This is a genomic window from Halomonas sp. C22 (assembly GCF_007655045.1).
Classification (GTDB): domain Bacteria; phylum Pseudomonadota; class Gammaproteobacteria; order Pseudomonadales; family Halomonadaceae; genus Vreelandella; species Vreelandella hamiltonii.
On the sequence record NZ_VBVC01000001.1, the window covers coordinates 271848 to 285591 of the forward strand.

At 56.1% G+C, this 13744-nt stretch carries 10 protein-coding genes; 7 read left to right on the top strand and 3 right to left on the bottom strand.

Going from position 1 to position 13744, the window contains the following annotated elements:
- Nucleotides 1–187 precede the first annotated feature (187 nt).
- The 3 genes from FEU76_RS01315 (at nucleotide 188) to FEU76_RS01325 (ending at nucleotide 5406) form a co-directional block, all read left to right on the top strand.
- Entirely contained in the window at nucleotides 188–2125 is a 1938-nt protein-coding gene (locus tag FEU76_RS01315) for a diguanylate cyclase (RefSeq protein ID WP_144979718.1), read from the top strand.
- Nucleotides 2126–2368: 243 nt separating this feature from the next.
- Nucleotides 2369–4714 (top strand): TonB-dependent receptor, encoded by a 2346-nt coding sequence (locus FEU76_RS01320; protein WP_222114771.1) that lies wholly within the window; start codon nucleotides 2369–2371, stop codon nucleotides 4712–4714.
- An 11-nt stretch (nucleotides 4715–4725) separates the two neighbouring features.
- Entirely contained in the window at nucleotides 4726–5406 is a 681-nt protein-coding gene (locus tag FEU76_RS01325) for a Fe2+-dependent dioxygenase (protein ID WP_144979721.1), read from the top strand.
- A 108-nt stretch (nucleotides 5407–5514) separates the two neighbouring features.
- On the opposite strand, the gene FEU76_RS01330 is transcribed toward FEU76_RS01325, so the two are convergent.
- On the bottom strand, nucleotides 5515–6168 hold the full coding sequence (locus FEU76_RS01330; RefSeq protein WP_016916278.1) for a DUF1826 domain-containing protein: 654 nt from the start codon (nucleotides 6166–6168) through the stop codon (nucleotides 5515–5517).
- Between the two features lie 123 nt (nucleotides 6169–6291).
- On the opposite strand from FEU76_RS01330, the gene FEU76_RS01335 reads away from it, so the two are divergent.
- The 3 genes from FEU76_RS01335 to FEU76_RS01345 all read left to right on the top strand — a co-directional run bounded on the left by FEU76_RS01335 (nucleotide 6292) and on the right by FEU76_RS01345 (nucleotide 9302).
- Complete coding sequence (locus FEU76_RS01335) at nucleotides 6292–7398, top strand: CobW family GTP-binding protein (protein WP_144979724.1); 1107 nt, start codon at nucleotides 6292–6294, stop codon at nucleotides 7396–7398.
- A gap of 120 nt (nucleotides 7399–7518) precedes the next feature.
- On the top strand, nucleotides 7519–8526 hold the full coding sequence (locus FEU76_RS01340; RefSeq protein ID WP_144979727.1) for a CNNM domain-containing protein: 1008 nt from the start codon (nucleotides 7519–7521) through the stop codon (nucleotides 8524–8526).
- Between the two features lie 125 nt (nucleotides 8527–8651).
- Entirely contained in the window at nucleotides 8652–9302 is a 651-nt protein-coding gene (locus tag FEU76_RS01345; protein ID WP_039175565.1) for a peroxiredoxin, read from the top strand.
- 39 nt (nucleotides 9303–9341) lie between these two features.
- Here FEU76_RS01345 and FEU76_RS01350 read toward each other — a convergent pair whose 3' ends face one another.
- Together FEU76_RS01350 and FEU76_RS01355 are read right to left on the bottom strand one after the other, a co-directional pair.
- Entirely contained in the window at nucleotides 9342–10610 is a 1269-nt protein-coding gene (locus tag FEU76_RS01350) for a PAS domain-containing methyl-accepting chemotaxis protein (RefSeq protein WP_144979730.1), read from the bottom strand.
- A gap of 131 nt (nucleotides 10611–10741) precedes the next feature.
- Nucleotides 10742–11755 carry an isocitrate dehydrogenase gene (locus FEU76_RS01355; RefSeq protein ID WP_144979734.1) on the bottom strand — a complete coding sequence of 338 codons (1014 nt, stop codon included), beginning with the start codon at nucleotides 11753–11755 and terminating at the stop codon, nucleotides 10742–10744.
- 494 nt (nucleotides 11756–12249) lie between these two features.
- Between FEU76_RS01355 and FEU76_RS01360 the strand changes: the two genes are divergently transcribed.
- Nucleotides 12250–13740: a SulP family inorganic anion transporter gene (locus tag FEU76_RS01360; protein WP_144979737.1), complete on the top strand. Its 1491-nt coding sequence runs from the start codon at nucleotides 12250–12252 to the stop codon at nucleotides 13738–13740.
- The last annotated feature ends 4 nt before the right edge of the window (nucleotides 13741–13744 follow it).

Below are 13744 nucleotides of genomic sequence, written 5' to 3' on the forward strand. Positions count from 1 at the left end.
CATATTTGTTCAATTATAAATGTTAAAAAAGTGAATTGTTTTTCTATAAGTTGCTGATAAATAAAGATGGTGACGCTTTGCTTGAGGTTTATTCAAAATCCGGTGGAAGACGCCAAGCCAAAGGGTCGCTAGTCTACGTTGGAAGCGGTAAGTGAAACGTATTGCGGGCCAGTGACACGAGGCGAGCATGCTAAATCAACGTTGGCAGCACATCAGTAAGTACAAGCTCACGCAGGAGAATGAGTCGGATGCTCTGGATCATCTGATTGCCTCCTTGGCAGACTTTTTCGAGTTCCCCGTTGCATTGATCTCGGTGCTTGGCCAGAAGCAGTGGTTTATCGCCAAAGCGGGGTTGGACGTGGATTTCACTTCCCTCGAGGATGCCTTCTGTCGCCACGTCGTTGAACTGCGCGCTCCGCTGGTCATCGAGGATGCCAGTCAGCATCCGGATTTTTGCGATAACCCCCTCGTGCTCTCCAGCCCGTATATTCGCTTTTATGCAGGTGTGCCATTGGTGGCGGGGGGGCGTGAGGTCGGCGCCGTGTGCCTGATCGATGATCGGCCCAATACGCTGACCGCCAAAGACCTCAAGTTTTTAGAATCGCTCAGCTTTTTCATCAGTGATTACATCCGTCTCATCGACAAGCAGCGCGCCAAGGTCAGCAGCGCAGATTTTTCATTGATGATCGAGGCCGCTGATGTTGGCGTCTGGGATTGGGAAATTCCCAATGACCATAATGTCTTCAATCAACGTTGGTGCGAGTTGCTAGGGCTTGAGCGCGATGAGGTGGATAGCCGGTCGTCTTTCTGGAAAGGCTTGGTACATAGTGACGACTATGCGCGGCTCAACAATGCCATACGTGCCCATCTGGCAGATGAAAGCGCCGTCTTGAATGTGGAGTATCGGCTGCGCCATGCGGAGGGTCATTGGCTATGGGTCAACACTTATGGACGTACCGTGGCCAACGACAGTGCAGGCCGCCCACTGCGCATGACCTGCGTGATTCGTGATATCAGCGAAAAGAAACGTATCGAGCTGCGCGAGTACAAGCAGGTTCAACTGCTGAATTTCATGAATCGTGCGCAGAGCGTCTTCCTCCAGGAAAAAAACATTCGTCACTCCTGCGAGCTGGTGTTCGATGAATTGCTTGCCTTGGCAGAGAGCCAGTTCGGCCTGATTGGCCAAGTCGTGGAACAGGAAGGTCATGGCAAGACTTTGTTCATTCATGCGCTGACGAACATTAGCTGGAGTGAAGAAACCAATGAACAGTACCGTGCTTATCAGCGCGGCGAGCTGTTTTTCAATAATCTCGATAACCTGTTTGGCCACGTGGTGACGTCGGGTAACGTGGTCATGGCCAACCAGCCCAGACGCCACCATGCGTCACGGGGAACGCCGGCTGGCCATCCTCCCCTCAAGCGCTTTCTGGGCCTTCCTATCAAGATCGGTGAAGAGACCGTCGGCATGATTGGACTGGCCAACAAGGAAGAAGATTATTCCGAAGAGGACGCGCTTTTCTTGCAGCCGCTTCTGGATACGTTAGGGGCTCTGTTCTACGCCTTGGAGGTCGAGCAGTCGCGACTCGATGCCGAGCGTAAGTTGCGCTATCTGGCTGAAACGGACGTGTTGACCAAACTGCCTAATCGGCGTGCTTTTATCGAACGTATCCAAGGGTTCTATGCCCATGCTGCCAGCGTGGCCAGAAGCTTCTGCATTGCCGTCATCGATATCGACTATTTCAAGACGATCAACGATCAATATGGGCACCAGGTGGGCGATGAGGTGCTTCAAGAGGTCGCTTTCCGCCTTAGCAGTAGCGTGCGCTCCGATGATCTGGTCGCACGCTTGGGAGGAGAGGAATTTGGAGTAGGGATGTACGATACCAAAGAGGGCTGTTCGCTGGAGCATTTGCGCAAAGCGGTGGCCTTGACACCCATCGTGACCAGTGAAGGCCTGGTGAGCGTCACCGTCAGTATTGGAGCCTGTCAGGTGAATCCTGAAAGCGCCCCTGCACAGTGGGAAAGCGACCTGCGCAGCGCCGACCTTGCCCTGTATCGTGCAAAACGCGATGGCCGCAATCGAGTGAAGTGGCATATGCCCAGTAGCGCCCCCTTGTCTCATTGAGAAATGCCCCTTCCAGAAGGCTACTTTCCGGTCGTTTTCCTGGCCTCGTGAACTCTTCCAGTCGTTTTTTCTCGCTAATTCAAGCGCATAGTTAGCACGCTACCAATGAGAATGTTAATCCTTATTGTTTGCATAATGTTTGTTATTTGGTATTTTGTTGCAAATAACAAAACGCCCTATCCCTTCTAGTGGAACGCAAAGGGCTGGCACACGACGACTTAACACCTTCCAAGGGAACGCATCATGCTAACGACCAGAAAAAAGACGCTCTCCAGCGCTATCCATACTCACGCCGAAGGTGGCTCTCGGCAGCGTGGTTCGCTGCACTTGCGCAAATGGCTGACGGCCAGCGCTTGCCTGCTGGCCACGGTGGGTAGCCATGCGCAAGCGCAAAGTAGTGAATCAGCGACGCCGGCGCTCGATACGGTGACCGTGACCGGTTATCGAGGCACCTTCATGGATAGCGTCCAGTATCAGCGGAGCGTTCAGGAAACCCCGCGCATCGTGACGGTATTGACAAGTGATCTGCTGGAAGATCAGAACGTGACGGAACTGCGAGATGCGCTGCGAAACGTGTCGGGCATCAGTCTTCAGGCGGGGGAGGGCAATCCCCCGGGCGGTGATCAGCTAAAGATTCGCGGCTTCAACGCGCGTGATGACCTCAATTTGAATGGCAGTCGCGACCTGGGAAACTACTTCCGTGATCCTTTCTATGTAGAGCAAATAGAAGTGATCAAGGGACCGAACTCTGCCTTCTCCGGGCGTGGTTCGGCAGGGGGCACCATCAACTTCGTGACCAAGCAGCCTCTCATGGAGGACCGCAATCGTATTGAAACGTCCGTGGGCACGGATGACCTGTTTCGTCTGACAGGTGACTTCAATCGGCGTATCGATGATAACAGCGCGCTGCGCCTGAACCTGATGCACCACACTCAGGATGGGCATGGGCGCGACGTAGTCGAACAGGACCGCCATGGCGTCTATGCCGCTTACGTCTGGGGCTTGCAAGAGGATACGCAGGTCGCAGTGGATTTCTTGCACACACGCCAGAACAATATTCCTGATCAGGGCATCCCCATCGACCGTGAAGGCTACAGTGGTGACCCTGCCAACCTGGCGAGTAATGGCCGCACGCCCAGTGGTCAGCGCGCTGGCGATGGTTACTATACCGGCAGGGTGCCGCCGGGGCTCGATTACAGCAATTTCTATGGGCATGTCGACGACTATCAGAAGATCAATGTCGATCAGCTAGGCGTGGCGGTGGAGCACTATGTCAGCGACCGTTTGAGCCTGCGTAACCAGTTTCGTGCCAGTCGAGTCGAAAACGACTCCATTACCTCGTCGCCACGTATCAAGGTGCCAGCCGCTGCCTGGGGAAGTGGAGATTTTTCACAGGCCCAGGTGCAGGGTGACCTGAAGCCGCGCGATCAGACGGATACGTCGTTTTTCAATCAAACCGATGTACTACTCTCGTTTGATACGGGCCAGATAGGCCACGATCTTGTGTTGGGAGCAGAGGTTGGCTACGTCGATATCAAGAATGACCGTCGTCCTGATCAAAGCGGCCCGCGTACATCGCTCTTCGATCCAGAACCTCGTGTCCGCCCCGTGGCTTACTATGATGGCACTCAGCATCGGCTGGAGTCGGAGCAGGTAGGGCTCTATGCGCTGAATGTGGCGGCCTTGTCGCCCCAGTGGGACCTGCACACGGGCATTCGCTGGGATCATGTCAAATCGACGGCCACGGATACGGGGTACGATGACCCCATCGGCCCCGTCTCACGCTCGGATAGTGAGTGGAGCGGTAATCTGGGGCTGGTGTTCAAACCCACTGAAAATGGTACCGTTTACGCCTCGGTGGGCACGTCGTTCGACGTGACGGGCACTTTCGACCGTGGCCTGGTGCAGCTGGCCGGTGGGGGAGATGCCACCCAGGGCGGCCGTGAAGACATCATCGATGCGTCTGCTTTCGATACGGATCCCGAGCGTACGATTGCCTACGAACTGGGTACCAAGTGGACCGTCGCCGATAACCTGTTACTCAGTGCTGCACTGTTTCGCACTGACAAGACCAACGCCCGCACACCGGCTCAAGGAGGGGGCGACCTGTTGCAGGTGCTGGATGGTGAACAGCGCGTGGATGGCTTCGAGATAGGGGCCATGGGCAGCCTGACGCCTGACTGGGATTTGTATACCAGCTACACCTACATGGACTCTGAAGTACGTCGTTCCAACAATCCTTGGGAAGTGGGTTCCAGCCTGGGCGGCACCCCACGTCACTCCTTCAACGTCTGGTCCGACTATGACGTCACCTCGCGTTGGAGCATTGGTGGTGGTATGGAGCATGTGGCTAGCCAGACCAGCAGCGTGGCGTCGGAACCCGGCGCACGTCGCCGTCAGGTCGAGATCGATGGCTACACCCTGTTCCATGCGTCGACGGCCTACCGCTTTACCGAGGAGCTGCAGCTGCGCATCAATGCGTTTAACCTGGCCGACAAGGCGTATATTTCCCAGCTGGCCGAGGGAGGCGCACAAGGTATTCCGGGACCAGGCCGACATGCCATTGCGACCCTACGCTACGATTTTTAAGAGCGAACATCATGATTGTCAGTTTCCACGATATTCTGACACCTGATGAGCTGGCGGCAGTGCGCCGCCAGCTACAGCTGGCAGAGTGGGCCCGCGGCATCAGTGCAGGCCCCCAGGCCAAACAGGTGAAGAAGAATCTGCAAATCCCGGAAGGATCCGAGGTCTTGCGAGACCTGCGTGTCCTCATCATGCGCGCGCTCAATCGGACGCCAGAGCTCATGAGCGCGGTCATGCCTTTCAAGATCATTCCGCCCAACTTCAATCGCTATACGGTCGACGATAGCCATTATGGAAAGCATATCGACAGTACGTTGCGCTCGCTGCCAGACGGTAGCTACCTGCGTACGGACGTGTCAGCGACCTTGTTCTTGTCCGACCCTGACGAGTACGAAGGCGGGGAGCTCAGGATCATCGACACTTTTGGCGAACAGTCCATAAAGCTGCCTGCGGGGAGTTTGGTCACTTACCCCTCGGGGTCGCTGCATGAGGTCACCCCGGTGACCCGGGGTGAGCGGTTGGGGTGCTACATGTTCATGCAAAGCCTGATTCGGGACACGGAGCAACGCCGCCTGCTCTATGAAATGGATAACGCACTGCGCGTCATGCGGGCAGAACAGGGCGAGCAGCACGCGCAGCTGGTAGCCCTGACGGGAACCTACAACAACCTGGTCAGAATGTGGTCCGAATGTTGACGCCCGGGCCCGAGACCATCTCCTGAGTGACAAGCCGTGCAGAGGGGCTCGCGACTGTTTCGATGAATTGCCGACCTGTCCGGGTCGGCTTTTTTAGTTGGGCCTCTATCAGGCAGGGTCGATGGTCAGCAGTAACCGTTTTTGACCCTCTTGGAGGGCGGGGCTTCGATGCACCAGGCCATGCTGTTCTGAACCTTCCCAGGCGCTGCCCTTGATCAAGGCAATATCGCCGGGTTCCAGCCGCTGTATGGCGTTCTCATCCAGCACGATCTCGGGGCGGTCGGGGTGCGGGGCGCCCAGTCCTTGTCGGTTGACCGCGTCATTGGGCAGCCACTCGCTGCCCGGTCCTGAGTAGGTGCACACCAGTCGTACCCCCAGGTTATCGCAGTGAAAGCGGGGGCACATGGCCGCCGTGAGCAGGCGCAGGCGAATACCGACGCTGTCGGTATCGAACAGGTAGGCAATGGCCTGGGCAATGGTCGCCACATCTTCCACCAGCGCATCGCCTGCCTCAGGGGAGGGCAGCTTGCGTTTTAGGTCGGCCATGAAGGCTTCTTCCGGCGCTCCCAGCCAGGCATAGTGCCAATCGCGGGTGGTCTGAGACTGTGCATTGGCGCTTACTGCCAGCTCGGCGGGTAGCTTGCGCTGAAAAATGGCAATATTGATAGGCGCTTCAAAAATCTGTGGCAGGACGCTGATGTCATGCCCTTGGGCGGCATGAGAGGGTAGAGGCTGGGTCGGCGTTGAGAGCAACGGCGTCATGATGGGCTCCTCGGTAAAATCTGTTTGTGCTCATGTTGATATGTTATAACATATTTATAATGAGTGGCCACAGAGGGCAAGGGGCTTCCCTTCGGTGCCCGCCAAGACACGCAAGAGGTTGCCATGCATGATACGACGCTGATCCCCGTCAACGTCCTGACGGGCTTTTTGGGCAGTGGCAAGACCACGCTGCTCAATCGCTGGGTTCGTCAGGCCTCCATGCGCAATACGCTGGTAGTGATCAATGAGTTTGGAGAAATAGGGCTCGACCACCAGTTGCTGACCCATAGCGATGAGCAGGCGGTCGTCGAGATGAGCAGCGGCTGCCTGTGCTGTACGCTGCGGGGCGACTTGAGCCGTACCCTGCAACAGGCCCTCGACGCTCAGGCCGCGAAAGGCAAGCCTGCCCCTGAGCGTGTCGTGATCGAAACCACTGGCCTTGCGGATCCTGCCCCGTTATTGCAGCTCATGATGACGGACTATTGGCTGGCGCACCGCTTTCAGCTCGATAGCGTGATCTGCTGTATCGATGCCGCCAACGGTGATGCCACGTTGCGCACCCATCGAGAGTCTCAACGCCAAGTGGCCGTGGCCGATCGGCTATTGATCACCAAGACCGATCTGGTCGATGAACATCTTCTCTCGGCACTGGCCAATCAACTGGCCACGCTGAATCCGGCGGCTGAACAGTGGCAGGTGCTATCCGGCAACCTGAACCCTGAACTGCTGGTAGGCGCCGGGCTCTATCAGGCGGGTACAGGTCGATATCGCGTGGAAAGCTGGCTCAAGTCGGCGAGCTATCACACCACCTCGCTGGCCAGTGGGCAGCCTGAGGATTCTGGTGAGCAGCAGAGCCTTGCTCCTCTGGCGCCGCCCTCTGTGTCGGCGCATCACGACGATCAGATCAAGTCCTTCTGTTTCAGCGTAGAGGAGCGTATCAGGCCGGAAGCATTGGAGAACTGGCTGGATCTGCTGATGGCCATGATGGGCGACAGGATGCTGCGCATGAAAGCCATCGTGCATCTGCAAGGGCGAGACACACCGCTGGCGCTGCATGGCGTGCAGCATATCTTCCACCCACCGGCGTCGTTACCCGCTCACTGTGTCAGCGATCAGGTCTCCCGGTTCGTGTTCATTACCCATAACGTCTCTCCGGAGACGGTGCGTCAGCTATATACGTTTTTCAACGGGACGATACCATCCTCGTCGGATGACTTGGTGGCAGACTGAGGGTGATCACATTGCATACGGGGCTAGGCGCCAGTCCGAGACTCAAAAAAACGCTAATCTATTGACAGCTTGCTCTTCGAGGGAATATAAGTCCTCTACCACTCACTGCCTCAGGCTGCCATGCTCCTCTTATTGATCACCGCCACCTTGGCGATTGCCGTCTCTTTTCTTTGTTCAATACTAGAGGCTGCGCTTTTATCCATCACACCAAGTTACATTGCCAAGCAAAAAGATCATAAACCACGTTTGCATGCAGCGCTGGTAAAGTTAAAAGGCAACATAGATCGCCCGCTTGCCGCTATTTTGACGCTCAATACCATAGCGCATACCGTTGGAGCCACTGCCGTAGGGGCTCAGGCAGCCACCGTGTTTGGTGAAGCATCCATCGCCGTCGTCTCGGCAGTCATGACGCTACTGATCCTGGTGCTTTCTGAAATCATCCCTAAAACAATAGGCGCTACTTATTGGCGCAATATCGCACCTTTATTGCCTCGTTTGTTAAATATCATGATCGTTGGCTTGTTGCCTTTTATTTGGATGTCGGAGTTGATGACACGACGCTTGGGCAAGTCGGAACATGATGTCGATTTGCGCGACGAGATTAAAGTGTTGGCTAAAATAGGGCTGGAAGAAAAGGTACTGGATGCCGATGAGTCGCGTACAATTATCAATACGTTGAATTTGCATGATATTGCCGTGAGTCAAGCAATGACGCCTCGTACGGTCTGTGAAACCGTGCCGCCAAGTATGACCGTGCATGAATTCGACAAGAAACATGGAAAGTCTTCGTTTACTCGCTTTCCTGTCATGGATGGAGGTGAACTGGCGTTTGGCTATGTACATAAATCGGACATGTACCATGCTGATGATGCCAGCACGATGCGTGAACTCATGCACCCCATTGGCAGCGTTGATGTCACCAGTAACGTGGAGCAGGTCTTTACCTCGATGCTCAAGGATCACCTCCACATGCGTGTGATTTACGATGAGCATGGCACGTTCGTGGGTCTTATTACATTAGAAGACATCATCGAGACTATCCTGGGTCAGGATATTGTGGATGAGACAGACAGCGTTACCAACCTTCGCCACTTCGCAAAGCAGCGTTGGATCAAAAGAGCTAAGTGAGCGCGGGCATTTGTGTGCTTCCATCATGAACGCCGTTTACCTGCTTAGCTCAAAAAGTTCTATAGTGAAGGGCGGTAAAGTCATATAAGGTATGAAAACCGGATACCCTTACTTGAGGAGCCACCATGTCACTACGTATCAATGCCGTTGTACCTGACTTCGAAGCGGAAACTAGCCAGGGACCGATTCGCTTTCATGAATGGATAGGCGATAGCTGGGCGATTCTGTTTTCCCACCCCAAGGATTTCACTCCTGTCTGCACCACCGAGTTTGGCGCGGTGGCTACCCTGAGCGCTGAATGGGAAAAGCGTGGCACCAAGGTGATCGGGGTGTCCGTGGACGGTGTCGAGGATCACAAGCGCTGGGCGGGCGATATCGAGACCGTCAGCGGCAGTGCTGTGAGCTTCCCTATCATCGCCGATGAAGGGCTCAAGGTCTCCAAGCTGTTCGACATGCTGCCGGAAGACGCCTACTTGCCCGATGGACGCACGCCTGCCGATAGCGCGACGGTGCGCTCGGTTTTCATCATTGGCCCGGACAAGCAGCTGAAGCTCTCGATGACCTACCCGATGACCGTCGGACGCAATTTTGCCGAGATCCTGCGCGCGCTGGATGCTCTGCAAACCACCGCCAAGCACGGCGTGGCCACGCCTGCGGATTGGAGTGTAGGGCAGGATGTCATCATTCCTCCCAGCGTTTCCAATGAAGCTGCTCAGCAGAAATTTGGTGAATTCGACGCGGTACTGCCGTACCTGCGTAAAACCAAACTGCGCTAAACCGTAGCACGCCCCGCCAGCCTGAGCTGGCGGGGTGGCTCAGCTCGCTTCGAGCGCGAGTCGCTCGATCGAGTGAGATACGCTTTGCGCTCCCTGCAATATCTCGTTAACGATCGCCTCGATCTCCTTCACGCTATTCTGGCTATTCTGGCCCTGTTCCACCACCTGCTGCATGGCCTGCGTCGTCCGGCTCACCAAGGCGTTGTTCTCCTTGAGCACCCGAGTGATTTCACTGACTGCATCGCTGGAGCCTTTGGCCAGTTGGCGCACCTCGTTGGCCACTACCGCAAAACCTCGCCCCTGTTCACCGGCACGTGCAGCCTCCACGGCGGCATTCAGCGACAGCAAATTGGTCTGACTGGCAATCCGCGCAATAGAGGCGGTAATGCTGTTGATCTGTGCTGCCTGCTGATTGAGCGCATTGATGAGCTGTTGTGCCTCTACCAGCGTCGAGGCAGCCTGCTGCGAGTCTGCGATCACCTTCTGCAGGTGTGAAAGCCCTTCTTGAGCAATGCGCTCGGTCTGGCTGGATGACGTTCTGGCGCTGCCGACGGTTGCCTTGGCGGCCTCGGTGGCAGTCATTTCTGCCGTGATGTCGGTGGCGAACTTGACCACTTTGACCACGCGTCCTTCGGCATCGAAGATGGGGTTGTAGGTCGCTTCCAGCCAGACCACCTGCCCTTGGGCATTGAGCCGGACGAACTTGCCCTGCTTGAACTCGCCGCGGGCCAGCTCTTGCCAGAAGTGGGGGTGCTGTTGATAAAACAGGGGCTCACAAAACAGGCGATGGTGTTCACCGCGAATGCGGCTCAGCGGATAGCCCATGGCCTGCTCGAAATTGTGGTTGGCTTCCAGAATGTAGCCATCAGGGGTGAACTCGATGACCGCCATGGAGCTGTCGAGCGCTGCCAGAATGGCCCGCTCTCGTGCCGCCCTCTGGTGTTTCTCGGTCACGTCGCTGGCCACCTTGAACACCTGCACCACCTTGCCACGGCGGTTCTTGATCGGCAGGTAAGTGGCTTCCAGCCAGACCTCTTCCCCTTGTGCATTTACCCGCCGAAAGCGCCCCTGCTGGCTCTCTCCTGACGCCAGCGCTTGCCAGAAAGCTTTGTACTCCGGGCTGTTGGCATCTTCGGGAAAGCAGAACATTCGGTGGTGCTGCCCTTTAACCTGCGCCAGTGAATAACCTACCGTACTCAGAAACAAGTGGCTGGCATCTTGGATGACACCCTCAGGAGTAAAGTAGATACAAGCGGTATGTTGAGACAGCGCACTGCGCAGCTGGTCGGACTTCAGGGAGGTGAGCATGGCCGTAAAATTCCGGGAGCGTTATTGTAAACGCTCCTAGAATAGACCAGTTTCCTATAGAAAACACTGTTTTGTATCGTTATGGCACAAAATGTCACATTGGTAATGTCAGGTATCTATTTTAATAATTATCAATGATTGACCTGCTCCACCAAGGCTTGAGCGAAGGTCGCCGTCGTGCCGGTACCGCCCATGTCGGGCGTGACCATGTCACGGCGGGTTTCGAGCACCGCTCGGATGCCGTGGCGTATGGCGTCTCCTTTTTGCTGCATGCCCAAGTGGTCCAGCATTTGTGCTGCTGCCAGCAGCAGCGCACAGGGGTTGGCCATGTTCTTGCCGGCAATGTCCGGAGCAGAGCCGTGTACGGCTTCGAAGATAGCGGCTTTTTCACCGATGTTGGCGCCTGGGGCGAGCCCAAGCCCACCCACGAGCCCGGCGCACAGGTCCGAGAGAATGTCGCCAAACAGGTTGGTGGTTACCACTACATCGAACTGGTGCGGGTTCATGACCAGCTGCATGCAGGCGTTATCCACGATCATTTCCTGAAACTCGATTTCGGGATACTCGCTGGCGACTTCCCGGGCCACATCCAGAAACAGGCCGGAACTGGTCTTGATGATGTTGGCCTTGTGGACGGCCGTCACTTTTTTACGCCCGTTCTGCTTGGCCAGCTCGAAGGCGTAACGCACGATACGTTCGGAGCCCTGGCGAGTCACCTTGATCACGGAAAGCCCGGTATTGCCGTCGTCCACCATTTCCTGGCCATCGGAGAGGTAGGCACCTTCGGTATTTTCCCGCACGGTGATCATGTCGATGCCATCGTAGCGTGAGCGCGTGCCAGGGAAACTGATGGCCGGGCGAACGTTGGCATAAAGGTCAAAATGACGGCGCAACTGAACGTTGATGGAGGAGAAGCCCTTGCCAATCGGCGTTGTCAGCGGCCCTTTCAGGGCGATACCGTGTTTCTCGATGGCATCCAGCGATGCTTGAGGCACCAGCGTGCCGTGTTTCTCGAGCGCGACCAGTCCTGCATCGATAAATTCATAGGTCAGCCCGCACTCCAGGGCCTCCAGCACCTTCAGGGTGGCGTCCATGATTTCGGGGCCGATGCCGTCGCCTTTGATCACTGCTACCGTTTGGCTCATGTGCGGATCCTCTCGTGAAGTGGTTGAAAAAGGATGAAGAACAGGCGGCAGGCCTGCCGATTGAGTGCCATGGTAAGCGATACTTAGGGGACGGGTCATCGTCTAAACGTCTAGGGTGGGTGGGTGCGAAAGCCCCTGTTTGCTGATAAAATGCCGCGCTCAAAGCGAGCCGGGCCCTCGGCGGCCTCTGCCTCGTCTGAAGCGACAAAAGACCAACAAGGTTTATCTTGCAATGAACGACACCATGGCAGCCATCCTTCTGCCGACATCAGGGTTGATGACTCCACCCTAGGTTTTCCTTCCTTTTCGGCGCCATGACGCTCTTCATGTCATCTCGGTGCCATGGCACTCCGTTGCCGTTATTTGGCTATCGGCGCGTTGGCGTCTTCGTTTGGTAGCTTCCCCCACAAACTTTGACAACGCTATGCCCACTTGCTGCCTCTGTGCGGCCTTGGTGTGCAATGTCTATCACCCTCAAACCATGGACTCCCTGAATGGCACTTTTCAGCAAGCAAGAGTGGTTCTCCAATATCAAAGGCGACACGCTCTCAGGTATTGTCGTCGCGCTGGCGCTAATTCCTGAAGCCATCGCATTTTCGATCATTGCTGGCGTCGACCCCAAGGTGGGGCTGTATGCCTCGTTCTGTATTGCCGTCATCATCGCCTTTACCGGTGGCCGCCCAGGCATGATTTCTGCCGCCACCGGAGCGATGGCGCTGCTGATGGTCACGCTGGTGAGAGAGCATGGCCTGGAGTATCTGCTGGCTGCCACGCTATTGACGGGCGTATTGCAGATCATCGCGGGCTACCTGAAGCTGGCGGAGCTGATGCGTTTCGTTTCGCGCTCGGTGGTCACCGGGTTTGTGAACGCGCTGGCGATTCTGATTTTCATGGCCCAGTTGCCGGAGCTCACCAACGTGACCTGGCATGTCTACGCCATGACGGCCGCCGGGCTGGGCATCATCTATCTGTTCCCCTATTTACCGGTGGTGGGTAAGTCGATTCCGTCACCGCTGGTGTGCATCGTGGTATTGACCGTGGTGTACATGGTCAGCGGTATGGAGATTCGCAGCGTCGGCGATATGGGCGAACTGCCGGATACGCTGCCCATTTTCCTGTGGCCGAACGTGCCGCTGACTCTTGAAACGCTGATGATCATTTTCCCTTATGCGGTCATGCTGGCGGTCGTGGGGCTGCTGGAATCGATGATGACGGCCACGATCGTGGATGACCTCACCGACACTTCCAGCGATAAGAATCGCGAGTGCAAAGGCCAGGGCGCCGCCAACATTGGTGCCGGCCTGATGGGCGGTATGGCGGGCTGTGCCATGATTGGCCAATCGGTGATCAACATCAAATCCGGTGGTCGCACGCGCTTATCCACCCTCATCGCGGGCATATTGCTGCTGCTGATGGTGGTCTTCATGGCGGAGTGGGTCTCGCAAATTCCCATGGCGGCGCTGGTGGCGGTCATGATCATGGTGTCGATTGGCACTTTTAACTGGGCGTCGGTACGTGATTTTAAAAAACACCCCATGAGCACCAATGTCGTCATGCTGGCAACGGTGGTAGTCACCGTAGGTACACACAATCTGGCCATTGGCGTGTTTGTTGGGGTGCTGCTGGCGGCGCTTTTCTTTGCCAACAAGGTTGGCAATATCATGTACGTTGGCTCGACAGACGTCATGGCTGGCAACCTGCGTGAATATCACGTGGTAGGACAGGTGTTCTTTGCTTCCGCCGAGCGTTTCTCCGCTGCCTTCGACGTCAAAGAGCGTCTCGATAAAGTGATCATTGATCTATCTAGAGCACATTTCTGGGATGTGACGGCCGTTCAGGCGCTGGATAGAGTCATCATCAAGTTCCGTCGTGCAGGTGCGGAAGTGGAGCTCATAGGGCTGAACGATGCCAGTGCCACCGTGGTGGATCGCTATGCAGTGCACAACGACCCGATAGCAGTGGAAAAGCTGATGGGTAGCCACTGAGTAT